This window comes from Marinobacter sp. G5_S1_61_S3 (assembly GCF_054968585.1).
This window is the reverse complement of the sequence record NZ_JBQKUK010000010.1, coordinates 52697-79028: the sequence shown is the minus strand read 5'-3', so window position 1 is coordinate 79028 and position 26332 is coordinate 52697. Positions and strand designations below refer to the sequence as shown.

Sequence of the window (26332 nt, the reverse complement as noted above, 5' to 3'; positions counted from 1 at the left end):
TAGATTATTCTGCAGGCCCTCAGATCCACGGGAGCCTGCATGTCTGCGTTCTTTGAAGTATCCAGCCTGGGCGTGCACATTGGTGACGCTGCCATCCTTGACAACATCAACATCGAGTTTCGTGAAGGCGAGGTCACTGCCCTGCTCGGTCACAATGGCTCCGGCAAGTCCACGTTATTGAAAGTGCTGGCCCGCCAGATGTCGCCTTCTTCGGGCAATGCAAGCCTTCTTGGCAGCTCATTCCGGACCACCGGCGCGCGGGAATTCGCCCGTACGGTCGGTTACCTCCCCCAACATCCACCGGGCACAGACGGCCTCACCGTACGGGAACTGGTTGCCCTGGGGCGTTATCCCTGGCGCGGGCCTTTAGGCCGCTATACCGGCGAAGACCACCAGTTCATCGACCAGGCCATACACGATACCGGGCTCGACCACTTCCAGCACCGCTCTGTGGACACGCTCTCCGGCGGCGAACGCCAGCGCGCCTGGATTGCCATGCTGCTGGCGCAACAAACTCGCTGCCTGCTGCTGGACGAGCCGATTTCCGCCCTGGACGTCAAACACCAGGTGGAAACCCTGCGCCTGGTGCACCGCCTGGCCGAAGAACGGGAACTGACGGTGATTGTGGTACTGCACGATGTCGACCTGGCCGCCCGCTTCTGCGACCGCTTGGTGGCCCTCAAAGGCGGCCGGTTGATTGCAGATGGCAGCCCACGCGACATCATGGACTCGGGAATCCTGGAATCCATTTACGGCGTACCAATGGGGGTGATGGAGCGGGCGCCGGGCCAGTGGGTCTCGTATGTGCACTGAGCGTGTGGCTAAAACCCTGATTGCCATGGTGTTCATTGGTGCTCTGTCGCTGCCCGCCAGCGCCGGCACCTGGCAGCATGAAGGCGGCACCCTCACCCTGGACGAGCAACCTGAGCGGATTGTTGCCCTCAACTGGGCCGCCACAGAAGCCTTGCTGTTGCTGGGCGTGACGCCCGTGGGCGTCGCTGACCGCGATGGCTATGACGTGTGGGTGAATGAGCCGCAGCTTCCAGAGGAGGTTGCCAACATCGGCACCCGCGTCGCCCCCAGCCTCGAAGCCATTGCCGAACTCAAACCGGATCTGATTGTTACCAGTGCCGAAATGGCGCCCGCCGCAAAACTGCTGGAGCGTATCGCCCCCACTTACGTTATCAGTGTGTACAAAGAGGGCAGTCAACCCTTCGAGAAAGCCAGTGACATGCTGACCACCCTCGGCGAGATGCTGGGCCGCGAGGCTCGCGCCGAATCGATTCTGGCGGATATTGACACCACTCTGGAAACGCAACGCCGCCGGCTGGAAGCGGCGGGACTGACAGACCGGCCGGTTGCACTGGTTAATTTCATGGACGCCCGCCACGTGCGTATTTATGCCCCCAACGGCCTTTACCAGAGTGCCCTGAATGCCCTCGGGCTGGAAAACGCCTGGCCCCGGCAAGGCAACTTCTGGGGCTTCTCGGTGGTGGGCCTGGAATCCATAGCCCCTTATGAAGACAGCCGTATTGTGGTGATTGCGCCCACCGCCCCCGGGCTTGCAGACACCCTGGCCGCCAGCCCGTTCTGGACGTACCTGCCAGCGGTCAACCGCCATCAGGTTTACGAGATCGACGCCATCTGGCCGTTTGGCGGGGTTTTTCCGGTGAAACGGCTGGCCACCATGCTGACAGACAGCCTGCTGGCCGGGGGCTCTGACAATGTACGCTAGCACCTCCGGCATGCCTGCTTCCCGGCCTGATATGCCCGCCAGGCTGCCCATCGCCGCCACACTCCTCTTGCTGGGCGCGTTACTTGCCAGCGCCGCTCCCTGGCTCAACCAGTTGGATGCCGGCGCTGTGGTGTCAGCGTTCTGGGCCTTCAATCCGGACGACTATTCATCGGTTCTGGCTCACTTCAGCTGGGCGCCACGTGTATCCATCGCCATTCTGATTGGCTGCGGCCTGGGTCTGGCCGGGGCGGTTACCCAACAGGTGCTGGGCAACCCACTGGCTTCGCCTACCACCCTCGGTGTGGAAGCGGGTGGCCAATTCGGGGTGACCGTTGCCACGCTGTTCGCGCCCGGGTTACTGGCCTTCAGCCCGGATCTGGTGGCCATTGCAGGTGGCCTCATCGCCATCGGCATGGTCATCGCCCTGACGTGGCGGCTTGGTTTTTCACCCGTGACGGTGATCCTTGCCGGCCTTGTCATCACCTTCTTCCTGGGCGCCCTCAACATGGCATTTCTGCTGCTCAAGGGTGAGTGGCTGGGCAATCTTTTCATCTGGGGCGCCGGCTCCCTGGTACAGAACAATTGGGGGCCGTTCATGGAGCTGTGGCCCCGCGTGCTGATCATCTCGGTGCTGATATTGCTGCTGATGCGCCCGTTGCAGGTGCTGCAACTGGGGCAGTCGTCCGCCAGTTCACTGGGTGCCAGGGTCGGGCTTATTCGGGCACTGGCTCTGTTCCTGGTGGTACTGATGACGGCAACGGTTGTCAGCCGGGTGGGCGTCGTGGCCTTTGTGGGGCTGGCAGCGCCGGTACTGGCACGCCTGCTGGGCGCGCGTACATTAGCCAGTCGCATCCTGTGGAGCACGCTCATGGGCGGCGGGCTATTGCTGCTGGCGGATACTCTGGCGCATTGGGCATCTACCTGGGGTGATGGCTCCCTGGTGCCGACGGGAACCACCACGGCCCTCATTGGCGGCCCCATCATCCTGCTGGCGTTACAGGGTTTCAGAAACACCCATCACATGCCCGGGCAGGAATCCAACCTTGCGGGCTTCCAGCCCAGGCGGCGCGCGCCGTTGCTGGTCAGTGGTATCGTGACCGGGCTGATCGCACTGACCGTTGTCGTTTCCATGGGTTGGTCCCCGGGCCTGGATGGCTGGAACTGGACACCTGTCACCCAATGGGACAATGCCTGGGTGTGGCGCGGCCCGCGCCTGTTGGCCGCCATGCTGGCAGGGGTCGCATTGGGTCTCGCCGGCACGCTGATTCAGCGGATGACAGGTAATCCAATGGGGAGCCCGGAGATGTTGGGTATCAGCGGCGGCGCCGCGCTGGCCATGGTTCTTATCGTGCTCACCGGCGCGGATGTAGGCCGGGCCGGGCAGCTTGGCGCTGCGACGCTCGGCGCGGCCGGCGCACTCGGGTTATTGATTCTCCTGGCCCGAAAACATCGATTCGCCGGTAACCAACTGCTGCTGGGCGGCCTGGCCCTGTATGTATTCATGGATGCGGGGCTGAGATTGGTCATGGCCTCCGGCGGCACCGTCGCGTCACAACTGCTGAACTGGATGTACGGTTCCACCTGGCTGGTTTCCGAAACCGAAGCGTTTGGGCTGCTGGGATTCATCCTTCTTATCTGCGGCGTTTTGGCGCTGATCGTAAGGCCCCTGACGCTCTTGCCTCTGGGAGATACTTCGGCATCGTCCCTCGGGCTTCCGGTCACTAAAGCCCGCCTGCTACTGCTGCTGCTTGCCGCGGTACTGACTGCATCGGCTACGGTGGTGATTGGCCCTCTGAGTTTCGTAGGGCTCATTGCACCGCACCTGGCACGGGTACTGGGGCAGCAAACCGTTGGCAGGCAATTGATCGTGGCCGGGTTGGTGGGTGGCCTTCTGTTGGCCCTGGCGGACTACCTGTCGCGCATTGTGGTCTTCCCCAACCAGTTACCGGCGGGCTTGCTGGCTGCGCTGGTTGGTGGCGTCTACTTCTTGTGGGGGCTAAGCCGGCACGGTAAAGCGTGACCGACGGGACGTGTCACCAGAGCACCAGGAGGCTGGCTATGATCAGAACAAACACACCGGCGCCGGCGGCCAGTTTCAGCCCTTCAATCGCTTCCTCTTCCGGGGTCATTGTACGTCTCCTTGTGTCCATGGGTATGGATGGTTCCCGTTGATATTGAAGTAACAGTACATGATACTCGCCCAAATGTTAATAGTTCTCATTAATGTTTTTGGTGACGTCAGGGTCGTAATGCCTAGTCGTAATGTTATCGCCTGATACTGCCGGCCATTCCGTTCGTATCAAATGCTAGACTTTATCGATGCAGGAATAACCTGGCACGGAGATCATTCTATGAATCGACTCGGCAACATCGCGACTCTACTGGCGTTGGCTGGGCTGGCAGCGGCCGGGCCAGCCTTCGGGCAAACGTTCAGCTCAGACAAAGCCGACTTTCGTCTGGATACGGTCGCGGAAGGCCTGGAACATCCCTGGAGCCTCGCCTTTCTCCCCGATGGTTCACAGTTGGTGACCGAGCGCGAAGGCCGGCTACGCCGAATCGAGAATGGTGAATTGCAGGACAAGCCAATTGCCGGTGTTCCCGAGCTGGTGGTCTCCGGCCAGGGTGGCCTGCTGGATGTAATCCTGCATCCGGACTTCGAAAACAATCGCACTCTGTTCCTGAGTTACGCCCATAAGATCAGCCGCGACGGGCTGACGACCAGAGTGGCTCGTGCAACGTTGGACGGCGACCGGCTGTCAGAGGTTGAAGTGATTTTCGAGGCCCTCCCCCGAGGCAACACCAGCCGTCATTTCGCGGGCCGCATGGAATTTGATCGCGATGGCAATCTGTACGTCGCGGTGGGCGACCGGGGTGAAATGGATCGTGCCCAGGCCACCGATGACGATGCCGGCGGCGTTCACCGCCTGACCGTTGACGGCGCCCCCGCGCCGGGCAATCCGTTTGTCGACGACCCGTCAGTGAATGACACCTTCTTCACCTACGGCAACCGCAACATTCAGGGCATGACCGTTCACCCGCAAACAGGCGACATCTGGAGCCATGAGCACGGCCCCAGGGGTGGCGACGAGATCAATATCATCCGTGCGGGTAACAACTACGGCTGGCCAGACGTCACCTATGGCATCGACTACTCCGGGGTGCCCATTACCAGCAAAACCACCATGAAGGGCGTGACCGACCCGCTGCACTATTGGGACCCGTCCATTGCCCCCTCGGGCATGGCATTCTATACCGGTGACGAATTCCCGGAGTGGCGGGGAGATCTGTTTGTGGGCGCCCTGAAAATGCAGAAGCTGGTGCGCCTGAGCATTGAGAACGGCACGGTCAGGGAAGAAGAAGATCTTCTCGAAGACCTGGGTGAACGCATCCGTGATGTGCGAATGGGGCCCGACGGTGCATTGTGGCTGTTGACGGACGCGGACAACGGCAAGGTCTACCGGATAGTTCCAGCAGAATAGTTCGACGAAGAAAGCAACGACGCGTCAGTGAGGATCGTTGGTTCTCTCGGTTTTCTCAAACTGCGGGGTATCGTCGGTGATGGTGAACCAGTCCGACTTGGAGCCCACATAAACGTGTGATGCCGGCCCCTTTTCCAGGGGCTCATTGATCACGCCCACCCGCAGGCGCAGTATACCGGGGATGGCATCCACGCGGCTGTATAACTGGCTACCGCACCTGGGGCAGAACCCACGGTACTTTCCCGGCCGGGATTCGTATTCACGGATCAGATCCTCACCCGCCGTAAAACGGGCATGGATTTTCTGGATCGGCGCACTGGCGGAAAATGCGCTGCCGTGAGCCCGGCGGCACTGGCTACAGTGGCACAGGGCAATCGGCCCCAACGGGCCGTCGTATTCAAGTTTTATATCGCCGCACAGGCATTGCCCTGTCAGCATAACGTGACCTCAACCATGGTTTCGCTTGCGGGTTCCGAAGGCCGGTATGATAACCACCCGCCACTTGAAGAACCAGCGGGCGGGCACCACATATAAGTCACAGCGTTCACGAAGGAGGACACTATGGCATTCAGCACACTTCCGAACATCGGTATGGGTACATTCCGCCTGAAGGGCAACGATGCACGAGACGCCGTGAAGAGTGCCCTTTCCCTTGGCTACCGGCATATCGATACCGCCCAGATGTACGGGAATGAGGCTGAAGTAGGCGATGGCATTACCTCAAGCGGTATTCCACGACGGGAGATTTTCCTGACGACAAAGGTGTGGCACGACCAGCTCCAGCACAGCGACCTGATCAACAGCCTGCACGACAGCCTGTCGCGACTGAAGACCGACCATGTCGACCTCACACTGATTCATTGGCCATCGCCGGGCGACGCCATCCCCATGGAGGAATACCTGGGTGCACTGCGCGACGCGCAACGCGAAGGGCTAACCACCCACATTGGGCTGTCCAACTTCACCTGCGCGCAAATGGACAAGGCCAAGGAAATACTGGGTGACACGGCGATTTTCACCAACCAGGTGGAAGTGCATCCGTTTCTCGCCAACCGCAAGGTGGTGGAGCATGCCCAGAAGCTGGGCATTACCGTAACCGGTTACATGCCGCTGGCGGTGGGCAAGGTAATGGACGATGAAACCCTGGCTCGCATTGGCCGCGAACACAATGCGTCTGCTGCGCAGATTGCCATTGCCTGGGTGGCCTCCCGAGGCGTGGTACCGATTCCGTCGTCAACCCGGCCCAAGCACCAGAAGTCCAACCTCGACGCGCTGAACATCACGCTCAGCGAGGATGAAATTGCGGAAATTGACGGCCTGGACCGTGGTGATCGGATCGCTAATCCGGATTTCGCGCCTGCCTGGGACTGACGAAGCAGGCCATCGCCGCCAACACCAGCGTGGTACCCGGAATGACCGCCAGCACCCAGGTGCCTAATGTCCAAAGGGTCGCCATGCTGAACAGTGACCATATCAGTGGTAATAGTAGAAACAACCACCGCACCCGGCGGGGAAACAGCAGCATGCAGGGCACCGCGCCCAACGCGGTGACGTCCGGCGTAACGGCGAACAGCGCTGCTGCCTGACCATTGCCGGTTTGAGCGACTGCGAGGAGAGGCGACAGCCCCATCAATGCGATCCAGCCGATGCCCATCAGCCAGCGAGACCATATCGGCCGGTTCGTTGCCGCATTCCAGGGCCAGAACAGCCCCGCCACCGTCAGTAAGGCACCCTGCAGGACAAAGGCCCAGCCGAACCAGATTGCCGGCAGATTGATCGGCCCGTAGTAATGCATCAGGAAGCCGGCCCCGCTCCATAGCCACGCCGCGGCCACCAGCAGCAGTGCACTGCGCCTCGCCATCGCGTCCCCACGTACCAGTAAGGCGCCAATCGCGATCACCATCACCACCGCAACACCCTGCCATGGCCAGAGATCCTGGTTGATGCGAACAAAGAGCCGAAGAAACACCTCCGGCCCGAACATCAGGAAATCCGACAGGGAATAGCTGAGCCAGGTGGTCCCCATCACAGCCCTGCGACATAGGCCGCCATTCGGCGCCGTTGTTTCTCATCCGGCAAAGCACCGTATAGGGCGCCCATGTTCTCTTTCATATGCTCAACGCTGGTGGTGGCCGGAATGGCACAGGTAACCGCCGGGTGGGAAAGGATGTACTTCAGGAAAAACTCCGCCCAGTTGCGGCAGCCCACCTCATCGGCCCAGGGCGGCAGTGCTTCGGACTGGAAGCGCCGGAACAGTCGCCCGCCCTGGAAAGGCCGGTTCGCAATCACGGCGATCCCGCGTTCCCTCGCCAAAGGCAGCAGTCGGTCTTCCGCCTCCCTGTCCAGCACATTGTAGGTCAGCTGCACAAAGTCCAGCGGTTCCGTCTCCATGATGCGTGCAAAGTCTCCGTGCCTGCGGCCATGGGAGGTGGTGATGCCGATATAGCGCACGTCACCATCGGCTTTCATTTGCTGTAAGGTTGCCAGGTGTTGCTGCCAGGCCACCAGGTTGTGTACCTGCTGCAGGTCAAAACGCTCTATACCCCACTTCCTGCGGGATTCCCGGTCCTGTTGCCGGGTTGCATCGCCGTCTCCGGTCCAGATCTTGGTGGCGGAAAACAGTTTTTCACGGGCATTGAGGGTGTCCAACGCCTCGCCCATCACCTCTGCCGCCGAGCCGTACATGGGTGAGCAGTCCACCAGGGTGCCACCGAGATCGAAAAAGGTTTTCAGTACCTCGGTACGCTGATCAATCAGGTACTGGTCACCGCCGACATTGAAGGTACGCCAGGTACCCATGCCCACGGCAGGCACCCGTTCGCCGGAGGAAGGAATGGGATTCGTCATCACATCCCCCTTCGGAGCAGCCATCAGCGCAGGCATCCGACATGAAAGACCTGCCGCGGCCATGGCAGCCAGAAATCGCCGCCGAGTCAGTTCGTGCGCCATACTCACTCCATTTTCTGTTTCCATCATACTAATCAAGAGGTTGTACAAATGCTAACCAGTTGATTAGCATAGGCGCTTACATCCGTTAACAAAAACGCAATATAAACAACGCCCCTACTGGCATTTTTTAACGTCATGTAGAGCCTTTCCACATAGTACACGCTTAGAATATGAGCTATTGTTAATGCACCTGGAATCAATGAGCGCCACACCATGTTGCTGAAGGCACGACGCCACCCGAACACGTCCCGTAATGGAACTATCCGCCAGCATGGTCGGGTGGCCCGTGGCATGGTGGTCTCCACCATGACTGCAGTGCTGGCAGTCGGGTCCGCCTGTGTTTTTGCCTCGGAGTCAGCCGAAGCTGGTGGCACCAATAAGACCTGGAGCAATCAGGTGCGGGATTACGCCACCGAATCCCTGAACGACGAACAGGCGCTGAGCCTCGCGGCCATCCCCATGAACGGGCCGGGCATCGAGCAGTACATCAATGCAGATGCCTTGATGAGCCCCGGCTCTATCATGAAGCTGGTCACCACCTATGCGGCGCTGGAAATCCTGGGGCCCACCTATCATTGGGACACCAGCTTCTACACCGATGGCGAGCTTGTGGGCGACACTCTCAACGGCAATTTCTACGTTGACATGGGGGGTGATCCCAAGCTGACCATTGAACGGCTCTGGAGCACCCTGAACGAGCTTCGCGGGATGGGTATCAGTGCCATCAATGGCAATCTGGTGCTGGACGGTGATGTGTTCCGCATCGCAGACGAGCAACCCGTTTTCGACGACAACGGTGACAACCCCCACGCTCCGTTTCTGGTAAAGCCGTCGCCGTACCTGAGCAATCTCAACCTGATTCACTTTCAGGTTCGCGCGGATGAACGCGGAACACAGGCCTGGAGCGCGCCTTCGCTGAACGACGTGGTGATCGACAATCGGGTGATCGCTACTGCGGAAGCCCCCTGCCCCGCTCGCCGTCATTTTACCTGGGAGCCATTTTTCCACGAGGACCACCGGGTCACCGTTCGGGTGTCAGGCGAATTACCGCAGGGCTGCCGCACCACGGCCTATCTGTCGCTTCTGCCTCACGAACAGTACACCGCATCCATGATACGTTCACTGCTTTCAGACATGGGCATCGACATCAACGGCAAGAGCCTGCTGGCCAAAACGCCGGATGATGCCCGCCTGTTGCTGAGGACCACGTCTCCGGATCTGGTAACGATGGTTAGGGACATCAACAAGTGGAGCAGCAACGTGATGGCTCGCCAGTTGCTCCTTACCATTGGTGCCGAGAATCGCCTGGAAGATGAAGAAGACGATCGTGTGGCCGGTATTCGCGTCGTTAACGAGTGGCTACAGGAAAAAGGCGTCAATACCGCTGGCCTGGTGATCGAAAACGGTGCGGGTCTGACACGCGAGGGCCGTATTACAGCGCGCCAGGGTGCGCAGATTCTACAGCACGCCTGGAACAGCCCTTTCGCTTCGGACCTGATGGCCTCCATGCCGTTGATCGCGATGGATGGCACCATGGCCAGACGGCTGCGGAATTCCGGCCTGGACGGCAAAGGGCGCATCAAGACAGGTTACCTTGAGAACGTGCGCTCCATTGCAGGCTTCACCCGCGACGACACCGACACCACCTGGGCCATTGTCGGCATGGTCAACAACGACCCTGCCTGGAATGGTCAGGCCGTGCTGGACCGGATTATCTACTCCCTTCACTACCGTCCGCCCACCGGAACCACCCTCTCCAGGGCCCAATCCAGCGGCACAAAAATACGCTGAACCAAACCAATAAGCGGTAGCTGCCGGGTTTCGGTGGTTACCGTTCTGTCATTTACCGGCCCAAAGCCCACCCCCCGCACCCGCAACCTTTTGTGGCGCATTCGGCAACAGATCCGTTGTAGCGACGCCTCTCCCTACCAAGTTTATTTCCATACCTTCATGCCGTAATCAGATCCCGCTGCTAATCTTAAGCGTAGCAGTAGCACTAGGTGCTTAAATGGCGGAGCCTTCAGGGGTGTCGCCAAAGACAAGTACCAACAAGAGTCTGGACGGGGCTATATCGCCCCGTTCCTCACTGGAAGGAGATTGTGCATGAGCAAGCATACTTCGATGTTAGGTGCTGCAGGTGTAATCAGCATCGCTGTCATTGCCGGAGGCTGCGCCAGTTCGGTTGAGCGACCGGATGGTGAACTCCGGTCCGCCGAGTCTGCCATTCAGCAGGCGGTGTCGTCCGATGCCAGGGATTTTGAACCCGTACTCTTGAATCAGGCTCAGAACCGGGTTGCGGATGCCGAGGAATTGATCAATCGCGAACAATACCTTGAGGCAAGCCGCTTACTCGAAAAGGCAGCCGTGGATGCGCAACTGGCCGGCGCTCGCTCGGAAACCGCGAAAGCAAGACAAGCGGTTGATGAGGTCAATCGCAATATTGAGTCTCTTCGCAAGCGAATCGACGAACGCCAGTAAAGGCCTCATCGGAAACGGGAGATGGTTATGAATAAGCGCAACATGACTTTGGGTATGGCAGTAAGCGTTTCTGTCCTCGTGGCAGGCTGCGCCAGCACGCCCCAGGATAACGCAAAGGTCGATGAAGCACGGGCCGCCTATGAGGAAATCCGCAACGACCCGAACGTAGCCCGCAGTGGTGATCGCCAGTTGAGGAACGCAAGGGAGCAATTGTCCCGTGCTGAAACTCTGCTCGCGGACGGTGCGGACGTTACCGAGATTGAACACGCGGCTTATCTTGCCAACCGGCATGCACAAATAGCCGGTGAGCAGGGAGAGCGCGCAGAGCTGCAGGAGCAGATTGATTCCGCGGAAGCGCGTCGCAAGGAGCTGGAACTGCAGATGCGCGCTGACGAAGCGGCACAGGCCAGGCGGGAAGCCAAAGAGCTTCGCCTGCAAATGGAAGCCATGCAGGCAGAGCAAACCGACCGGGGAATGGTGTTGACCCTCGGAGATGTGCTGTTCGATCTCAACAAGGCCGAACTGAAGTCTTCCGGTGAAGCCACTGTCAGGCGACTGGCCGAGTTCATGGCCGAGTATGAAAACCGGCGTGTGCGGGTGGAAGGCTACACCGATAGCACCGGTGAGGCCTCCTACAATCAGGGGCTGTCCGAGCGTCGTGCGGAAGCCGTTCGCGATACCCTTGTCGATATGGGCATCAGCAGAAGCCGCGTTGAGACAAAAGGGTTTGGTGAGCAGTTCCCCGTTGCCAGCAATGACACCTCTGGCGGAAGGCAGCAAAATCGCCGGGTAGAGATTGTCATCTCCGACGAAGAGGGCAATATCAAAGCGCGGGAGAATTGATCACCCCGTTGCCACTTACCCATAAAAAAGCCCCGGTTTAACCGGGGCAAGTTTTTTCAAAAGATGCAAAGAATCAACGCTTCAACCTGATTCTGAGGTGTTATACGTCACTCATCGTTTTTGGATCAGGTTACCCGCTTTTCCCGAGGACCGATCATGATTCGGATTATTTCCATTGCGCTGCTGGGCCTCGTACTCCTCGCCGGCTGCAGCTCCACCAAGATGGCATATCGCTATGCGGACTGGGGCATCGTATGGTGGGTGGACGACTACATACCCATGACCGCCGAACAGGAATCCCGGCTTGAACAGGACATCCGTGGCCTCCGCCAATGGCATTGCGCCACTGAATTGCCACGCTATTCCGAGTGGCTTGCCCAGTTAAAAAGCGATGTTCGCTCTGGCAACCTGAGTCAATCCACCGTTACCCACCACCAGGAACAGCTGCTTTCCTTTTTCCCCCCACTCATGGAGCGCGCAAGGCCGGCAGCCACACGCCTGTTATCAAGCCTCAGCGATGAACAGGTTCAACAGTTGGCCAGCAATATGGAAGAGAGCCAAAAAGAGCTGGAAGACGAGTTCCTGGCGGACAACCCGGAACAAACCCGGGAAGCCCGGGCCGAGCGCACGATGGAACGGGTTGAACGCTGGCTGGGGTCCCTCAACGAGCGACAGCGTGACACGGTCAACGCCTGGTCGGAAGGCCGGGGCAAGCAGACTGAAATCTGGCTGGAGGGGCGTCGGAATTGGCAACAGGCGTTAATCGATGCCCTGGCAACGCGAGACAGCGACGATTTTTCAGATCGAGTCCATTATCTAATGAGCAACTACGAGGAAGTTCGGGGGGAACGATACCAGCGGATGATGTCGGAAAGCCGGGCAGCCATGGCGGGCCTGATGACCGATTTACTGCAGCAGGCCGACCAGCGCCACCTTGACCACTTGCTGGAACAGGCGGCAACCATGCAGGGCGATTTCGATACCCTCGCCTGCACCAGCGAGGGTACCGGAAGCCTTAACGGCTAACGTCAGGACGCCCGGCTCAGATCGTCAGGTAACCGCCGTCCACGTTAATGCAGGTGCCTGTGGTATAGCTGGAAGCACCCGACGCCAGGTAAAGGACCGTGCCGGCCATTTCGTCCGGGTCTGCCACCCGCTTCATGGGGATGTGGGCCATCGCCTGCTTCTTGATGGCTTCGTTGCTGGTCAGCGCACTGGCGAACTTGGTGTCGGTCAGCCCCGGCAGCAGGGCGTTTACCCGAACCTTCTGCTGCCCCAGTTCCATGGCGAAGGACTTTGTCATGGATATCACCGCTGCTTTGGTGACGGAATAGATACCCTGGAAATGGCCAGGGTTAACACCATTGACCGAGGCCACGTTGATAATGGACCCACCGCCATTCTTCTTCATGATCTGTGCGCCGCGGGCACACATGAAGAAATAGCCGCGAATGTTCACGTCCACCGTCTTGTGGTAGGCGCCCAGATCCGTGTCTTCGATGGGACCGAAATAGGGGTTGGCTGCAGCGTTGTTCACCAGAACATCCAGCTTGCCGTGTTTCGATTCGATGTGCTGCCAGATGTCTTCAATCTGATCCATTTCGCCAATGTGGCAGGCATAGGCTTCGGCGCTGCCCCCGGCTTCGCGGATGCTACTGGCAACCGCCTCGCAACCGTCAATCTTGCGGCTGCTGACAATCACATGGGCGCCGTAGTTTGCCAGGGTGCGGGCGATGCTCTCGCCGATGCCACGGCTGGCGCCGGTGATCAGGGCCACTTTCCCACTCAGATCAAACAGGTCTTGCTTACTCATTCTTCACCTCAGTTCGTTATCGGAAGGTCACCAGGGAGGGATCTTCGGCTTCCAGGTGACTGTAATTGTTGAACACCGCCAGGCTGCGCCGGGCCCCGGAATGCAGAACCCGGGTAACACTGGTATTGGCAATCACGGAATTCATATCCAGGGCCTTGCGATCACTCAGTTCCAGCAGGTGCTGGGCGATCACGGCAATCGGGCCGCCGGATGTGGATACCAGGGTCTCGCCACCGTCGGCATACTCAATCAGTTGCTCCAGCGACGTAATCACCCGTTGACGGAACGCTTGCCAACTTTCGGTGTATTCGTGATCGTGTCCGCCACTGACCCAGCGCTGCATGGCTTCCTCGAACACCTGCTGGAACGCCCTTGCCGGCTTGGGGAAGGCGGCCAGATCACGCGCCATGCGTTCGCGGTCTTGCCACTCGGGGCGCAAACGCTCCACCACCTGGGTATGATCAAACTCGTTGAAGCCATCCACCGCCTGCATGTCTGGCAGTGCATCACCGTAACCACTGGCGATCGCCTCTACCGTTTCCCTATGGCGCTCCATGTTGCCGCCGAAGACCGCGTTGGGCGTCACCTTGCCCGCAAGCCACCGGCCGAGGACACGCCCCTGCTCCCAACCACGAGGAGAAAGCTGGTCATAGTTTTCCTTGCCGAAACTGGCCTGCCCGTGGCGAATCAGATAGATCGTTGCCATTACAGGTCACTCGCCTCGATCAGTCGCTGACAGCGTTTTTCCAGGTAGTTCGCGGCATGGCCAAAGGCGGCGAATCGCTTGTCTTTGGTCTGGCCGTGGTAAAAACGGTAATAGATCTGCTGGACAATCACCGCCAGCCGGAACAGACCATAGATCTCGTAGAAATCGAAGTTGTCGATCTTGCGGCCGGATTTCTCCGCATAGTAAGCGACCACTTCCTTGCGGGTCAGCATGCCCGGCTGGTGGGTCGGCTGACGCCGCAGCATCTGGAACGGGCCTTCGTCATCGGCCTCAATCCAGTAGGCCAGGCTGTTGCCGAGGTCCATCAGCGGGTCGCCGATGGTCGCCATTTCCCAGTCCAGAACACCAATCACCTCGAACGGGTTGTCCTGATTGAGCACCACATTGTCGAAGCGGTAGTCGTTGTGGATGACCACCTGGGCAACGTCGTCCGGCATCTTGTCATTCAGCCAGCCCATCACCGCTTCAAAGTCACCCACGTCATCCGTCTTCGCCTTGCGGAAACGGTCACTCCAGCCGCCAATCTGGCGCTGCACATAACCGGCGCCCTTACCCAACTTATCGAGGCCGGTGGCCTTGGCATCGACATTGTGCAGGTCCACCAGTTTGTCGATCACATTCAGGCACAGCTTGCGAGTATCCGCCTCACTGAGCTCAAAGTCCTTGGGGAAATCCTGGCGCAGGATGATGCCTTTCAGGCGCTCCATGATGTAAAAATCGCAGCCCAGAATGTCGTGGTCGTCGCAGATGGCGACAATGTTCGGAACATACGGGAATTCGGGCTTGAGAGCCCGCATCACCTTGGCTTCCCGCAGCATGTCGTGGGCAGACTTGGCAATATGGCCAAACGGCGGGCGGCGCAACACGTAAGAACGATCGCCATAGTCCACCTGGTACGTCAGATTGGATGCGCCACCAGGATACTGTTTGATCGCAGGCGCGCCTTCCAGGTCCGGGATGGCCTGCTTCATGAAGCGGTCAACGGCCGCAATATCCAGCTCTTCGCCTTCGCGGATATCAACAGCCTGGTCGATCTGGGTCATTCGGCTCTCCCTTACTTCCTGATTCTGTGTTAAATGATGACTTAAGCCTTGCCGCCCATTTTCTTCATCCAACGTTTGCTTTCCTGATGCATCAACCAGTCAAACGCCTTGGGCGCGTGGCGCTTTAGAACCCACATACGGCGCTCTTTGGCGTGTGGCAGCACCCAGAAATCCTTCTTTTCCACCGAGCGGACAATATCGTCGGCCACGTTTTCGGCGGTGATGGTCGAACGCTTCATCAGCTTGTTGACGTTCTGCTGAATCCCCGGAATATCCGACCGCATGCTGCTGGTCAGGTTGGTCTGGAAAAACGCCGGGCATACGCAGCTAACGTGTATACCGGAGTCTCGCAGCTCCTGGCTGAGGGTTTCCGAGAGCGCGATGACACCGGCCTTGGACACATTGTAGCTGTTCATCAACGGCGCGAGCATCAGCCCGGCCATGGAGGCGATGTTCACGAACGCGCCGGAGCCCTGCTTCTTGAACTGCGGGGTAAAGGCCTTGCAGCCACGAACGACACCCAACACGTTGATGTCCATGATCCATTCCCAGTCGGCCATGGTGGTGTCTTCAATCGAGCCCGCGGAAGCGACACCAGCGTTGTTCACCACCACGTCTACCCCACCCCATTTGCCGGTGAGGTCCTCGCAGATCTTCTCAAGGTCGGTCAGCCGGCGCACATCGCACTCAACAAAGTAACCTTCGCCACCGGCGTTGTTGATCTCCTGCTCTACGGCAATACCCTGCTCGGGGTTAATATCGCCAATACAGACCTTCGCGCCTTCTTTGGCATACCGCAATGCAATAGCCCGGCCCAGGCCGCTGGCCCCGCCGGTAATAAATACTCGCTGTGTCATCGTTGTCTTCCGCTGTTTTCTATCGTTTTTAGTTTCGGTGCAAGAGCCCGCAATGGCCCCACATGCCGACTCCCTGAGTTAGCAGGGGACGGAGGGGGCTGTTTCAGAAACTGTACGGAGCCATGGATGGCGGAGTCCAAGCGCCACATGGATGTGCCGAAGGAGCGTGTTTCTGAAACAGCCTCCCTCCGTCCCCAGGCACCCAAGCTTCAGTTCCGGTATTTAGCCAGCTCCAGACGAGCAACCATCGCACGGTGAACCTCATCAGGGCCATCAGCCAGGCGCAAAACCCGAGCGTAGGCGAACAGCTGAGTCAGCGGGAAATCATCGTCGCTGACACCCGCACCACCGTGAATCTGAATCGTATCGTCCACAATCTGCTGAAGCATCTTCGGAATAACCGCCTTAATCATGGACACTTCCTGCAAGGCTCCAGAGATACCCTTGGTATCCAATGCCCAGGCGCATTTCAGCGTCAGCAGTCGCGCCTGCTCAATCGCCATACGGGCATTGGCAATGACATCCGGATTACCGCCCAGTTTAGCGATCGGCCGACCAAACGCCTCACGACTGGTCGCCCTTTTGATCATCAATTCCAGAGTACGCTCCGCCGCACCGATGGCACGCATACAGTGGTGAACACGCCCCGGCCCAAGACGGCCCTGGGCAATCTCGAAGCCACGGCCGGGGCCCGCAATAAATGCAGTCTTGGGCAGGCGCACGTTGTCGAAGGACACAACACCGTGACCGTAGGGCTCGTCGTAGGCGCCGAACACCGGCAGCATTCGCTCAATTTTGACCCCAGGGGTATCCAGCGGCACCAACACCATGGAATGACGGCGGTGCTTGTGGGCATCCGGATCAGTCAGGCCCATGAAAATGGCAACCTTGCAATCCGGGTGGCCAACGCCAGTGCTCCACCATTTGCGACCGTTGAGAACAACCTCGTCGCCATCCACAGTGGCCGTGGCTTCCATGTTGGTGGCGTCTGAAGATGCCACAGCCGGCTCTGTCATACAGAAAGCGGAGCGCACTTCACCGCTTTGCAGACGGGGCAGCCACTCGGCTTTCTGCTCTTCGGAGCCGTAGTGGATCAGCACTTCCATGTTGCCGGTGTCCGGCGCGTTGCAGTTGAAGATTTCCGGGGCAATGAAGCTGCGGCCAGTTTCTTCGGCAATCAGGGCATAGTCGGAGTTGAGAAGCCCACACCCGTATTTCTCATCCGGGAAGAACATGTTCCACAGGCCCTGTGCTTTGGCCTTTGCTTTCAGTTCCTTGATGATGGGCAACACCACCCAGCGGTTTTCCTGCGCCATCAGTTCCTTATGGTACTGCTCTTCAATCGGGAAGATTTCTTCCTGCATGAAAGTTTTGACGCGCTTGAGATAGTCCTGGCCCTTCTCGGAAATACTGAAATCCATTGCCATGTCCTCTTGGTTTGACCGATATCGAGCCAGTCTAGTTTTCTATCCACTATTACGCGACTGAATAATTCTTATCATCTATCATAAGACTGGCTTATTCGCGAAGGGGAGATGCTTATGGCACTGAATCGACTGGACCTGAACCTGCTGCATGTATTCGACACCATCTACCGGGAGGGCAGTCTGACCCGTGCCGCCCGGGCCCTCCACCTCACCCAGCCGGCGGTCAGCCATTCCCTGTCACGTCTGCGGGAGCATTTTGATGACCCATTGTTCAGTCGTCAGGGCAACCAGATGGTGCCCACTCCCCTGGCCCGTCGTTTCCTGGAGTCCATGCGCCCAGGGTTGACCCAGATACAGAGTGCGGTGAACCAGTTCCACGCCTTCGACCCGGCCAATCAGCGCAAAACCTATTCGCTGGCCTTGCGGGACATCCTCGAGTCGACGTTCCTGCCCAAACTGATGGGCCGGCTGGAAAGCTACCCTGAGTTGGAGATTGTCAGCCAGCGGGTGCCCCGGCGGGATATGGAAACCCAGCTAGCAGCGGGCAAATTGGATTTTGCGGTGGATGTGCTGTTGCCGGTCAGCAATCAGACGGGCCATGAACTATTGCGACACGACAGGTTGGTGGTGCTGGCGAGAAAGGGCCACCCGCTTACCGGCGGCGGCTTGACCTTGGACAAGTATCTCGAAGCCAAGCATGTACTGGTTTCGTCCCGGTCGGAGGGCCCCGGCATTGAGGACTTTGAGCTTTCACGGTTCGGAGTGCAGCGAAACATTCGCCTGCGATGCCAGCACTACTACGCCGCCTGCCGGGTAGCTGAGGGAACCGACCTGTTGCTGACCATGCCGGAAAACTACGCGCGGATCATCGCGGAACGGGCTGACATCGATATTCTGACCACTCCGGTGGACCTACCCGGTATCGATGTGCATCTATACTGGCACAAGGCCTATGAAAGGGAGCCAGCGCTCATCTGGTTCCGGGAGCAGTTGGCCAGCATCGTGTGAGCGCCACCTTCAGTAGGCCCCCACCAGTTTCAGGAAACCAAGAAATCCGGCGGCGGTAATACCCAGTGACGCTACAACAATGCCGAAGCCCCACCAGATCGCGGCCCCATCAGACACCTCAGTGTCGTGCCCTCGCAAGGTGCGGTAGAACGCCCAGGGGCCAAGAATAAAGGCACCCAACACCGCAAACACCAGCCCCACACTGACGCCAGCAAATGTCCAGGTGGCCAGCACCGTGGCGCGATCAGATACCTGCTCCTTGACGCCATGGCGAAGCAGGAACTGTTTGCAGAAGAACCAGATCAGCGCGAACAGGATGATGACAAACAACAGTCCGCCAACGACGGTAATCAGGCGATAGAACAAGGCAAATCCTCAGTAAAATTAGTCAACCACAGCACTATAACCAGCAATCCATAACTGGTAAAACAAACGAGGGATTAAATGGTGTGGAATCCCCATGGCACATGACTACACTGAATCACACGACTGACTCTACGATCACAGCAACAGGAAGGAGTATCCGGAATGGCCCAGAAAACCCGAATTGCGGTGACCCCCGGTGATGGCATCGGTCCTGAAGTGGTTGCCGAGGCGGTACACTGCCTGGAGACCCTGCGCAAACGACACGATTTGCCGATGGAGTGGACACGCTTTCCCTGGCCATCCCATGCCTGGCACGAAGAAAACGGCGAATCCATGCCGGCTGATGCTCTGGACCAATTAAAATCCTATGATGCGATTCTGTTGGGTGCCCTGGGCGACCCCGGCCCGGTCGACGACCCGGACCGTTACCTGCTGCCAGACAGCATCTCCCTGGCCCCCCTGCTGGACATGCGCAAGGGATTTGATCAGTGGGTTTGCGAACGGCCCGCCAGACTGCTTCCCGGTGCCCGTCAGTATCTGGCGGATGAGCGCGCCAAAGACATCGACATGCTGGTGATTCGAGAAAACAGCGAGGGCGAGTACGTTAGCCAGGGCGGACGGCTCCGTAAGGGCGCACCGGATGAAGTGGCTACCCAGATGGAAGTATTCACCCGCCGGGCGACCGACCGGATTATCCGCTATGGCTTCGAGCAGGCCCGCCTGCGAGCCGCCGCACGCGCCGAAGAAGGCCGCACCCGACACTTCCGTACTCTGGACGGTAAAACCTGCGAAAGCCAGGTGTGCATCGTGACCAAACGCAATGCCCTGCGCTATTGGGGCGACATGTACACCGAAGCCTTCGAAGAAATGGCGAAACAGTACCCCGACGTAGCAACGCACCACGAACTGGTGGATGCGGCCTGCATGAAGTTCGTTCAGGCGCCCTGGGCGTTCGATGTGGTGGTGGCCAGCAACCTGCAGGGTGACATCCTGACCGACCTGGCAGCCGTATTGTCCGGCGGCATGGGCGTGGCGCCCTCCTGCAACCTGAACCCCGACGAAAACGGCATGCCCTCGATGTTCGAACCAACCCATGGCAGCGCACCGGATATTGCCGGCCAGGGCCTGGCCGACCCCACAGCAATGCTGTTCACCACGGCACGCATGCTGGAGTGGCTGGGGCGGAAAGACCCGGCTGTGGCAGCGGCCGGGCGGGAATTGTTTGATGCAGTAGCCGCTGATCTGGCGGAGAACGCCGGCAAATCCAGGGGTACACAGGAAATCGGCGCCGCCGTGCGCGAACGCCTGGAATCACTTACTCGGCCATAACGAATTCCAGCCGCCCGGGCGCAACCCTCACGTCCATGGGCACCATACCGAACATTCGCTGGGTGAAGTCCGCTTCATCCAGCCGATACACCGGCATGGTTTCCAGCATCTGGGCAACCACCCTCATGACGTTATCCGTAACCGGTTTGAGATCCCCTTTGAAAAACGACGAATCAATACTGCTTTCCAACAGTTGCAGCCGCCGAATGTAGATCGCTTTCTCCTTACTGTCGTAAACAGGCGCTCCTTCCACTTTCAGGGCAATATCGACTGGCAGCTTTGCCATCAGCGCATTCAGGGCGACCTGCCCTCTCAGGTCAATGACCGCCACGTCACGGCCATCCGGGCCAAGGGTAATGTCCGCATTGCTCAGACTCAGGCTAAGTGGCGACCCGCTCTGCAGCTGCCGGCGATCAAAGTCACTGACGGTATCCTGAAAGTGGCGCTCCAACGTCGCTTCGGAAATGGAATAGGGTGACAGGCTGGCACAGCCGCCTAGCACAAACATGGATAACAGAATAACGGCCGAAAACAGGCGGGTTGATGCGTTGACCATCGAAAGACTCTCCTTTGCAGTTCCTCCTATCCTGAGCCAAGGTGGCTGCCCGGGCAAGCCGGGCAGGTTAATCATCGTTCAGGAATAAATAGACCCCGCCGAAGGTTGGCGGGCGGTTATTCGTTCTCGGCCCGGACAGTCACGGAGGGGGTCAGGTTCTCGTCGAGGACCACGTGGACCAGGATGGGCTGACAGCACACCTGGCAATCCTCCACGTACTCCTGATCTTCCACCGAAGGGTCGACGCTGAGATCCAGCGTCTCCCAACAGTAGGGGCATTGCACAAGCACTGAGTCCAGAGCCGACATGACGGTCAGAACTGCTGCTTGGCCATCCAGGGGATGATCCGGTCGAAGGCTTCATCCAGTTTCTCGCACGTGGTCGAGAAACTGATCCGAACGGCGTTCGTGCACCCTTCCCCGAAGGCATCTCCCGGCACCAGGCAAACACCCGTTTCCTTGAGCATTCGCAGCGCCAGATCGGAGCCGTCCACGTGGGGCGGCAAATCCGGGAACGCAAAGAAGGCGCCACCGGGTTTGTACCCTGTCAGATACGGTGTCTGGTCGACCAATTCCACCACCTTGTCGCGGCGTTCACGGTAGATGTCCACCATGTTCTTGACGCATTGCTGGTCTCCGGTGAGTGCCGCGACGCCCGCGAACTGGGACGGCGTGTTGGCGACAGAGGTGGTGAACATGTGAAAACGCCGCAGCGACTTGATCGCCGCCTGGCTTGCAATCACCCAACCTACCCGCAACCCGGCCATACTGTAGGTCTTCGAGAAGCTGCTGATGCACATGATGTTGTCCAGGTCCATTGAGCAGTTCAATACACTGGCGAAGTCGTCATCGTCAAAGATGAGGTGATCATAGACCTCGTCGGCGTATACCTGGATTCCCCGGTAGGCGCACTCTTCCAGAATGGTCTCGACGGTAGTGCGGGGGTATACGGCCCCGGTGGGGTTATTGGGGTTGTTCAGGATCAGCGCAAACGTGCGCGGTCCCATGGCCCGGATTACTTCGTCCGGGTCCAACTGGTGGTCGTTATCCGCCCGGGTGGGCACAAACTTGACCTCACCACCGTTCATGCGAATCAGCGGTGCGTAAAGCAGGAACGACGGGTCAGTCACGATGAACTGCCGGCCTGGCGCAGACGTCGCCGAGATCGCCAGGTACATCGCCTCGGTCGCCCCGCTGGTGATCAGGATGTTGTCCCGGGTCAGCTTGCGATCGTAGCGTGCGCCGTAGTAATCCCGCAGGGCAACCAATAACTCGGGCAGGCCCGCGTCCATGGTGTACCCCGTCTGCCCGGCATTGAGCGCGTCAATATAAGCGTCAATGACATGCTTGGGGGTTGGCAAATCCGGCTGACCGATGGAAAGATGAATGACATCCTTCATGGTGGCCGCCATATTCACCATGCGACGAATGCCCGGCACCGGAACCGCCTGCATCGCCGGGTTCCAACTGGCCTTGTTCTTCCGGTATTTCACTTTACGCGGTTTGGTCTGGCCGGTTTCTCGATTGGCGGCTTCTGCCATAAACACCTCCTGGACGCGGGGCAAAATAGTAGCTACTCCTGCAGGTTAGTCAGTAAACAGGGGCCGTACAAGACATAAAACAGAAAGATTGGATTACCGGAACGAAACGCCGTAGTACCCGCTATAACAAGGGCTACGACCTTTATCTTATATGGGGTCAGGTTGACCAGTTCAGGCTCAGATACCAGACTGTAGACTCGACATCCGGACTGTCGATTCCCGCGGCCGGACGCGGACAAACTGCATTGGCGGAGGACAGATGACCCAACACAGCAAACCGGTTGTAACCGTTCTGACAGCACCCGGTGAAAACGAGCCTCCTGGCATGGATGCCCTGCGGGCACGAGCAGAGGTTCGCTTTGCCTCTGACGAGCCCACTCTGCGGGACACCTTGCCGGGCACCGACGTAATGATGGTGACGGACTTTCGTACCGAGGCCCTGGCCGCCGCCTGGCCGTCAGCGGACAAACTGCAGTGGATCCACGCCACCAGTGCCGGCGTGGATGCCTTGATGTTCCCGGACCTTATTGAAGGCGACGTTACCGTAACCAACGCCCGAGGTATCTTCGACCGCACCATTGCCGAGTACGTGCTGTGCACGATTCTGATGTTCGCCAAGGATTTTCCCCGCTCCCTGCGCCTGCAGGCAGAGCACAAATGGCAGCACCGGGACACCGAAAGAGCTGAAGGCAAACAGGTACTGATCGTTGGCGCCGGTTCCATCGGCGGGCAGATTGCCCGGCTATGCAAGGCCGCCGGCCTGAAACCCCACGGTATTGCCCGCAAACCCCGCCACGACGATCCGGATTTTGTCGCGGTTCACGGCAATGACGACCTCACCGAGCAACTGGGCCTGGCGGATTTCGTAGTCATCGCCGCCCCACTGACCCCCCAGACCGAAGGCCTATTCAACGAAAAAGCCTTCAAGGCCATGCGCAAGTCCGCCCGCCTGATCAACATTGGTCGCGGGCCCGTGGTGAAAACCGACGACCTGATTGCCGCCCTGAATAACGGCGACATCGCTGGCGCGGCGCTAGACGTGTTCGAGGAAGAACCCCTACCGGCGGATCATCCGCTTTGGGATATGGAAAATGTCATCATGACCGCCCACATGTCTGGCGATTTTATCGGCTGGAAACGGGCGCTGACCGACCAGTTCCTGGAGAACCTGGACCGCTGGCATCAGGGTGAGGAGCTGTTCAATCTGGTGGATAAGAAATTGGGGTATGCCAGTAAAAAGTGAGCACGCCCGCTCAAACAAAAAAAAGCGGAAATCCCATTCGCAGGGATTTCCGCTTTTTCAATTCAATAGAACCTCTGGGCCAATCAGCTACCAGACAACGACGTATCCGAAGGATCTATCTCCATTTGCTGGATCGCAATTACCGCCTGGGTCCGGTTGCGAACCCCCAGCTTCCGGAACACCGCCGTGATATGGGCCTTGATGGTAGCCTCCGAGACGTCCAGATCATAAGCGATCTGTTTGTTCAAAAGCCCCTCAGCCAGCATACCCAGCACCCGGAACTGCTGCGGCGTCAGTGACGCCAGTTTTTCGGAGAAGTCCGTCATGTCCGAATGCATCCGCTCGATCTTGTCCGCCACACCCTCCGGCAACCAGACGTCCCCTTCCAGGACTGCCTGAATCGCCTCGGTGATGGTTGGCAGAGGCGCCGACTTCGGAATAAAGCCCGACGCCCCGTAGTCGATCGAACGGCGCATCACCTGCATTTCTTCCGATCCTGACACCACCACCACTGGCAGGCCGGGGTACTGCCCGCGCATGAACACGAGCCCCGAAAAGCCGTGGGCGCCCGGCATGTTCAGATCCAGCAAAACCAGATCCGCATCCGGATGCGACTCTACCGCCGCCTGCAGCGCCTTGATGCTGTCCACTTCCACTGTCTTGGCATCAGGTACCGCCTGACTGACCGCCTGTTTCAGAGCTGCCCGAAACAGCGGGTGATCATCGGCGACGATAATAGTTTGTGTCATTCAACAGATTCCTCACAGGGTCACAGCCTGATAGCAAGCAGGCCTTACTTGTTCGCACGACCGCTTATCAGGTCATCCACCACGCCCGGGTCCGCCAGAGTGGAGGTGTCGCCCAGCTGATCGTGCTCATTGGATGCGATTTTACGCAAAATACGACGCATAATCTTGCCAGAACGAGTCTTGGGCAGTCCAGGCGCCCACTGAATTACGTCCGGAGACGCAATCGGCCCGATTTCCTTGCGCACCCACTGGACCAGTTCCTTCTTCAACTCGTCGCTGGGTTCCTCGCCATGAACCAGGGTTACATAGACATAAATGCCCTGCCCCTTGATTTCGTGGGGGTAACCAACCACAGCTGCTTCGGCAACCTTGTTGTGGGCTACCAGGGCGCTCTCAACCTCAGCGGTCCCCAGGCGGTGGCCGGACACGTTCAGAACATCGTCCACCCGGCCGGTGATCCAGTAGTAGCCGTCTTCATCACGACGGGCACCGTCGCCAGTAAAGTACATTCCCTTGTAGGTACTGAAGTAGGTTTGCTTGAAGCGCTCATGATCACCGTAGATGGTGCGCATCTGGCCAGGCCAGCTGTCCAGGATCACCAGGTTGCCCTCAGTCTTGCCTTCCAGGATATTGCCGTCATTATCCACCAGTGCCGGCTTGACGCCGAAGAACGGCACAGTCGCGGAACCCGGTTTCAGATCGATGGCGCCCGGCAGCGGCGAAATCAGGATGCCGCCAGTTTCCGTCTGCCACCAGGTGTCCACAATCGGGCACTTGCTGTTACCGATTACGCGATGGTACCACTCCCAGGCTTCCGGGTTGATCGGCTCACCCACCGAACCCAGCAGGCGCAAACTGTCGCGGGTGGTGCCGTTCATGCAGGACTCACCTTCGGCCATCAAGGCACGGATGGCGGTAGGTGCGGTGTACAGGATATTGACCTTGTGCTTGTCCACCACCTGACCCATACGGGAGGTATCCGGGTAGTTGGGTACACCTTCAAACAGGACGGTGACAGCACCATTGGCAAGCGGGCCGTACAGAATGTAGCTGTGACCGGTGACCCAGCCAAAGTCCGCCGTACACCAGTAGACGTCGCCATCGTGGTAATCGAAGACGTATTCGTGGGTCATGGAGGTAAAGACCATGTAGCCACCGGTGGTATGCAATACGCCTTTCGGGGCGCCAGTGGAGCCGGAGGTGTACAGCATGAACAGCGGATCTTCGGCGTTCATGGGTTCTGCAGGGCAATCCGTGGACGCGCCCTTCATCAGCTCCTCGTAACTCTCGTCGCGACCATCTTTCCAGGGCACATCACCGCCGGTACGCTTGACCACGATAACCTTGTCCACATCTGCGCCGGCTTCCTTACTCAACGCAGCGTCGACGTTTTTCTTGAGAGGAATCTTGCGGCCGCCGCGGACACCTTCATCAGCCGTTACCACGAATCGGGATTTACCATTAGCAATCCGGGCACCCAGTGCTTCCGGAGAAAACCCGCCGAAGACAACAGAATGGATAGCGCCGATGCGGGCACAGGCCAGCATGGCAACACCCGTTTCAACAATCATGGGCATGTAGATAGTGACAACATCGCCCTTCTTGACGCCCTGATCTTTCAGAACGTTCGCGAACTTACAGGTTTCTTCGTACAGTTCGCGGTAGGTCACGTTGCGGGAATCGGCCGGGTCGTCGCCCTCGAAAATGATGGCCGTCTGATCACCGCGCTTTTCCAGGTGACGGTCCAGGCAGTTAGCGGCGGCGTTCAGTTGGCCGTCTTCAAACCATTTGATGGATAGGTTGTCGTAGTCGTAGGTGGTATTTTTCACCTTCGAGAAGGGCTTGATCCAGTCCAGTCGCTTGCCGTGTTCAGCCCAGAAGGTCTCCGGGTCATTCACCGACTGTTGGTACATCTTCTCGTACTGATCCCGGTTTAGCAGGGCCCGTTTGGCCACGTCCGGACTTACCGGATAAACCTGTTTATCAGTCATTGTGCTCCCCCTTATTAGTCAGAGTCTGTTGTCATTATCGGTTATTTAATAAAGAGCGTGACGGGCAAAAAAGCCCTGAAGACGGATACCCATAGTTCAACACGCGTGCCAGTGAACAATGAATTAGACTAACGTCCCAATCCGCCAGCACTTTTAGCTAGAATGACGGTCTCACGAGGGGTGACCCTATGTTCTGGAG

26 protein-coding genes are annotated in these 26332 nt (G+C 58.6%); 12 read left to right on the top strand and 14 right to left on the bottom strand.

What is annotated here, in order from left to right:
- Window positions 1–39 precede the first annotated feature (39 nt).
- The 4 genes from ACTRWH_RS11375 (at window position 40) to ACTRWH_RS11360 (ending at window position 5214) form a co-directional block, all read left to right on the top strand.
- Window positions 40–813: an ABC transporter ATP-binding protein gene (locus ACTRWH_RS11375; RefSeq protein ID WP_041336165.1), complete on the top strand. Its 774-nt coding sequence runs from the start codon at window positions 40–42 to the stop codon at window positions 811–813.
- The gene (locus ACTRWH_RS11370; protein WP_036204309.1) at window positions 803–1735 is read left to right on the top strand and encodes an iron-siderophore ABC transporter substrate-binding protein; all 933 of its coding nucleotides are present in this window, start codon (window positions 803–805) and stop codon (window positions 1733–1735) included. The genes ACTRWH_RS11375 and ACTRWH_RS11370 overlap by 11 nt, the downstream gene beginning before the upstream one ends.
- Window positions 1725–3755, top strand: a complete 2031-nt coding sequence (gene fhuB, locus ACTRWH_RS11365) for a Fe(3+)-hydroxamate ABC transporter permease FhuB (RefSeq protein WP_462826415.1) — start codon at window positions 1725–1727, stop codon at window positions 3753–3755. The genes ACTRWH_RS11370 and fhuB overlap by 11 nt, the downstream gene beginning before the upstream one ends.
- A gap of 331 nt (window positions 3756–4086) precedes the next feature.
- A complete protein-coding gene (locus tag ACTRWH_RS11360; protein WP_091641792.1) occupies window positions 4087–5214 on the top strand; it encodes a PQQ-dependent sugar dehydrogenase in 1128 nt (375 codons plus the stop codon).
- A gap of 24 nt (window positions 5215–5238) precedes the next feature.
- On the opposite strand, the gene ACTRWH_RS11355 is transcribed toward ACTRWH_RS11360, so the two are convergent.
- A complete protein-coding gene (locus ACTRWH_RS11355; protein ID WP_091641795.1) occupies window positions 5239–5652 on the bottom strand; it encodes a GFA family protein in 414 nt (137 codons plus the stop codon).
- Between the two features lie 123 nt (window positions 5653–5775).
- Between ACTRWH_RS11355 and dkgB the strand changes: the two genes are divergently transcribed.
- Window positions 5776–6585 carry a 2,5-didehydrogluconate reductase DkgB gene (gene dkgB / locus ACTRWH_RS11350; RefSeq protein WP_041335107.1) on the top strand — a complete coding sequence of 270 codons (810 nt, stop codon included), beginning with the start codon at window positions 5776–5778 and terminating at the stop codon, window positions 6583–6585.
- Here dkgB and ACTRWH_RS11345 read toward each other — a convergent pair.
- Window positions 6554–7240, bottom strand: coding sequence for a DUF6064 family protein (locus ACTRWH_RS11345; RefSeq protein ID WP_091641797.1), 687 nt, complete (start codon window positions 7238–7240; stop codon window positions 6554–6556). The genes dkgB and ACTRWH_RS11345 overlap by 32 nt on opposite strands.
- Entirely contained in the window at window positions 7240–8163 is a 924-nt protein-coding gene (locus ACTRWH_RS11340; protein ID WP_177190602.1) for an aldo/keto reductase, read from the bottom strand. Before ACTRWH_RS11340 ends, ACTRWH_RS11345 begins: the two co-directional genes overlap by 1 nt.
- Window positions 8164–8376: 213 nt before the next feature.
- Here ACTRWH_RS11340 and dacB point away from each other — a divergent pair, with 213 nt between their 5' ends.
- The 4 genes from dacB to ACTRWH_RS11320 all read left to right on the top strand — a co-directional run bounded on the left by dacB (window position 8377) and on the right by ACTRWH_RS11320 (window position 12510).
- Window positions 8377–9954: a D-alanyl-D-alanine carboxypeptidase/D-alanyl-D-alanine endopeptidase gene (gene dacB / locus ACTRWH_RS11335; protein WP_087148984.1), complete on the top strand. Its 1578-nt coding sequence runs from the start codon at window positions 8377–8379 to the stop codon at window positions 9952–9954.
- Window positions 9955–10266: 312 nt separating this feature from the next.
- The gene (locus tag ACTRWH_RS11330; protein ID WP_036204295.1) at window positions 10267–10641 is read left to right on the top strand and encodes a DUF4398 domain-containing protein; all 375 of its coding nucleotides are present in this window, start codon (window positions 10267–10269) and stop codon (window positions 10639–10641) included.
- Between the two features lie 27 nt (window positions 10642–10668).
- Window positions 10669–11484 (top strand): OmpA family protein, encoded by an 816-nt coding sequence (locus ACTRWH_RS11325; protein WP_041336782.1) that lies wholly within the window; start codon window positions 10669–10671, stop codon window positions 11482–11484.
- 156 nt (window positions 11485–11640) lie between these two features.
- Complete coding sequence (locus tag ACTRWH_RS11320) at window positions 11641–12510, top strand: DUF6279 family lipoprotein (protein WP_379866878.1); 870 nt, start codon at window positions 11641–11643, stop codon at window positions 12508–12510.
- Between the two features lie 16 nt (window positions 12511–12526).
- Here ACTRWH_RS11320 and ACTRWH_RS11315 read toward each other — a convergent pair whose 3' ends face one another.
- The 5 genes from ACTRWH_RS11315 to ACTRWH_RS11295 all read right to left on the bottom strand — a co-directional run bounded on the left by ACTRWH_RS11315 (window position 12527) and on the right by ACTRWH_RS11295 (window position 17345).
- Complete coding sequence (locus ACTRWH_RS11315) at window positions 12527–13297, bottom strand: SDR family oxidoreductase (RefSeq protein ID WP_036204289.1); 771 nt, start codon at window positions 13295–13297, stop codon at window positions 12527–12529.
- Between the two features lie 16 nt (window positions 13298–13313).
- The gene (locus tag ACTRWH_RS11310; protein ID WP_036204287.1) at window positions 13314–14003 is read right to left on the bottom strand and encodes a histidine phosphatase family protein; all 690 of its coding nucleotides are present in this window, start codon (window positions 14001–14003) and stop codon (window positions 13314–13316) included.
- Entirely contained in the window at window positions 14003–15067 is a 1065-nt protein-coding gene (locus ACTRWH_RS11305; protein WP_126810476.1) for a phosphotransferase family protein, read from the bottom strand. The genes ACTRWH_RS11310 and ACTRWH_RS11305 overlap by 1 nt, the downstream gene beginning before the upstream one ends.
- A gap of 41 nt (window positions 15068–15108) precedes the next feature.
- On the bottom strand, window positions 15109–15924 hold the full coding sequence (locus ACTRWH_RS11300; RefSeq protein ID WP_462826414.1) for an SDR family oxidoreductase: 816 nt from the start codon (window positions 15922–15924) through the stop codon (window positions 15109–15111).
- Window positions 15925–16133: 209 nt separating this feature from the next.
- Window positions 16134–17345 (bottom strand): acyl-CoA dehydrogenase family protein, encoded by a 1212-nt coding sequence (locus tag ACTRWH_RS11295; RefSeq protein WP_036204281.1) that lies wholly within the window; start codon window positions 17343–17345, stop codon window positions 16134–16136.
- Between the two features lie 120 nt (window positions 17346–17465).
- On the opposite strand from ACTRWH_RS11295, the gene ACTRWH_RS11290 reads away from it, so the two are divergent.
- On the top strand, window positions 17466–18359 hold the full coding sequence (locus ACTRWH_RS11290) for a LysR family transcriptional regulator (RefSeq protein WP_085681464.1): 894 nt from the start codon (window positions 17466–17468) through the stop codon (window positions 18357–18359).
- Window positions 18360–18368: 9 nt separating this feature from the next.
- Here ACTRWH_RS11290 and ACTRWH_RS11285 read toward each other — a convergent pair whose 3' ends face one another.
- Window positions 18369–18725 (bottom strand): hypothetical protein, encoded by a 357-nt coding sequence (locus ACTRWH_RS11285; RefSeq protein WP_036204277.1) that lies wholly within the window; start codon window positions 18723–18725, stop codon window positions 18369–18371.
- A 162-nt stretch (window positions 18726–18887) separates the two neighbouring features.
- Between ACTRWH_RS11285 and ACTRWH_RS11280 the strand changes: the two genes are divergently transcribed.
- On the top strand, window positions 18888–20054 hold the full coding sequence (locus ACTRWH_RS11280) for an isocitrate/isopropylmalate dehydrogenase family protein (RefSeq protein WP_036204275.1): 1167 nt from the start codon (window positions 18888–18890) through the stop codon (window positions 20052–20054).
- Here the strand turns inward: ACTRWH_RS11280 and ACTRWH_RS11275 are convergent.
- From ACTRWH_RS11275 to ACTRWH_RS11265, 3 genes are all read right to left on the bottom strand, one after another.
- Window positions 20041–20610, bottom strand: coding sequence for a YceB family lipoprotein (locus tag ACTRWH_RS11275; RefSeq protein ID WP_036204273.1), 570 nt, complete (start codon window positions 20608–20610; stop codon window positions 20041–20043). The two genes, ACTRWH_RS11280 and ACTRWH_RS11275, sit on opposite strands and share 14 nt — an antisense overlap.
- Window positions 20611–20726: 116 nt before the next feature.
- The gene (locus ACTRWH_RS11270; protein ID WP_007152033.1) at window positions 20727–20918 is read right to left on the bottom strand and encodes a CPXCG motif-containing cysteine-rich protein; all 192 of its coding nucleotides are present in this window, start codon (window positions 20916–20918) and stop codon (window positions 20727–20729) included.
- Window positions 20919–20923: 5 nt separating this feature from the next.
- Window positions 20924–22150 (bottom strand): pyridoxal phosphate-dependent aminotransferase, encoded by a 1227-nt coding sequence (locus ACTRWH_RS11265; RefSeq protein WP_036204271.1) that lies wholly within the window; start codon window positions 22148–22150, stop codon window positions 20924–20926.
- Window positions 22151–22409: 259 nt separating this feature from the next.
- On the opposite strand from ACTRWH_RS11265, the gene ACTRWH_RS11260 reads away from it, so the two are divergent.
- Window positions 22410–23393 carry a D-2-hydroxyacid dehydrogenase gene (locus ACTRWH_RS11260; protein WP_085681465.1) on the top strand — a complete coding sequence of 328 codons (984 nt, stop codon included), beginning with the start codon at window positions 22410–22412 and terminating at the stop codon, window positions 23391–23393.
- 83 nt (window positions 23394–23476) lie between these two features.
- Here the strand turns inward: ACTRWH_RS11260 and ACTRWH_RS11255 are convergent, their stop codons facing one another.
- Window positions 23477–24142 carry a LuxR C-terminal-related transcriptional regulator gene (locus ACTRWH_RS11255; RefSeq protein WP_007152036.1) on the bottom strand — a complete coding sequence of 222 codons (666 nt, stop codon included), beginning with the start codon at window positions 24140–24142 and terminating at the stop codon, window positions 23477–23479.
- 44 nt (window positions 24143–24186) lie between these two features.
- Window positions 24187–26133 (bottom strand): acetate--CoA ligase, encoded by a 1947-nt coding sequence (gene acs, locus ACTRWH_RS11250; RefSeq protein ID WP_151981596.1) that lies wholly within the window; start codon window positions 26131–26133, stop codon window positions 24187–24189.
- Window positions 26134–26332: the final 199 nt, after the last annotated feature.

Coding starts and splice junctions, on each gene's coding strand:
- ACTRWH_RS11340 (WP_177190602.1), bottom strand. CDS start 8,163: ATGGCGCACGAACTGACTCGGCGGCGATTTCTGGCTGCCATGGCCGCG.
- ACTRWH_RS11330 (WP_036204295.1), top strand. CDS start 10,267: ATGAGCAAGCATACTTCGATGTTAGGTGCTGCAGGTGTAATCAGCATC.
- ACTRWH_RS11370 (WP_036204309.1), top strand. CDS start 803: ATGTGCACTGAGCGTGTGGCTAAAACCCTGATTGCCATGGTGTTCATT.
- ACTRWH_RS11325 (WP_041336782.1), top strand. CDS start 10,669: ATGAATAAGCGCAACATGACTTTGGGTATGGCAGTAAGCGTTTCTGTC.
- ACTRWH_RS11375 (WP_041336165.1), top strand. CDS start 40: ATGTCTGCGTTCTTTGAAGTATCCAGCCTGGGCGTGCACATTGGTGAC.
- ACTRWH_RS11305 (WP_126810476.1), bottom strand. CDS start 15,067: ATGACCCAGATCGACCAGGCTGTTGATATCCGCGAAGGCGAAGAGCTG.
- acs (WP_151981596.1), bottom strand. CDS start 26,133: ATGACTGATAAACAGGTTTATCCGGTAAGTCCGGACGTGGCCAAACGG.
- ACTRWH_RS11355 (WP_091641795.1), bottom strand. CDS start 5,652: ATGCTGACAGGGCAATGCCTGTGCGGCGATATAAAACTTGAATACGAC.
- ACTRWH_RS11300 (WP_462826414.1), bottom strand. CDS start 15,924: ATGACACAGCGAGTATTTATTACCGGCGGGGCCAGCGGCCTGGGCCGG.
- dacB (WP_087148984.1), top strand. CDS start 8,377: ATGTTGCTGAAGGCACGACGCCACCCGAACACGTCCCGTAATGGAACT.
- ACTRWH_RS11270 (WP_007152033.1), bottom strand. CDS start 20,918: ATGTCGGCTCTGGACTCAGTGCTTGTGCAATGCCCCTACTGTTGGGAG.
- ACTRWH_RS11275 (WP_036204273.1), bottom strand. CDS start 20,610: ATGGTCAACGCATCAACCCGCCTGTTTTCGGCCGTTATTCTGTTATCC.
- ACTRWH_RS11320 (WP_379866878.1), top strand. CDS start 11,641: ATGATTCGGATTATTTCCATTGCGCTGCTGGGCCTCGTACTCCTCGCC.
- ACTRWH_RS11345 (WP_091641797.1), bottom strand. CDS start 7,240: ATGGGGACCACCTGGCTCAGCTATTCCCTGTCGGATTTCCTGATGTTC.
- ACTRWH_RS11265 (WP_036204271.1), bottom strand. CDS start 22,150: ATGGCAGAAGCCGCCAATCGAGAAACCGGCCAGACCAAACCGCGTAAA.
- ACTRWH_RS11255 (WP_007152036.1), bottom strand. CDS start 24,142: ATGACACAAACTATTATCGTCGCCGATGATCACCCGCTGTTTCGGGCA.
- ACTRWH_RS11260 (WP_085681465.1), top strand. CDS start 22,410: ATGACCCAACACAGCAAACCGGTTGTAACCGTTCTGACAGCACCCGGT.
- ACTRWH_RS11315 (WP_036204289.1), bottom strand. CDS start 13,297: ATGAGTAAGCAAGACCTGTTTGATCTGAGTGGGAAAGTGGCCCTGATC.
- fhuB (WP_462826415.1), top strand. CDS start 1,725: ATGTACGCTAGCACCTCCGGCATGCCTGCTTCCCGGCCTGATATGCCC.
- ACTRWH_RS11310 (WP_036204287.1), bottom strand. CDS start 14,003: ATGGCAACGATCTATCTGATTCGCCACGGGCAGGCCAGTTTCGGCAAG.
- ACTRWH_RS11295 (WP_036204281.1), bottom strand. CDS start 17,345: ATGGATTTCAGTATTTCCGAGAAGGGCCAGGACTATCTCAAGCGCGTC.
- dkgB (WP_041335107.1), top strand. CDS start 5,776: ATGGCATTCAGCACACTTCCGAACATCGGTATGGGTACATTCCGCCTG.
- ACTRWH_RS11360 (WP_091641792.1), top strand. CDS start 4,087: ATGAATCGACTCGGCAACATCGCGACTCTACTGGCGTTGGCTGGGCTG.
- ACTRWH_RS11290 (WP_085681464.1), top strand. CDS start 17,466: ATGGCACTGAATCGACTGGACCTGAACCTGCTGCATGTATTCGACACC.
- ACTRWH_RS11280 (WP_036204275.1), top strand. CDS start 18,888: ATGGCCCAGAAAACCCGAATTGCGGTGACCCCCGGTGATGGCATCGGT.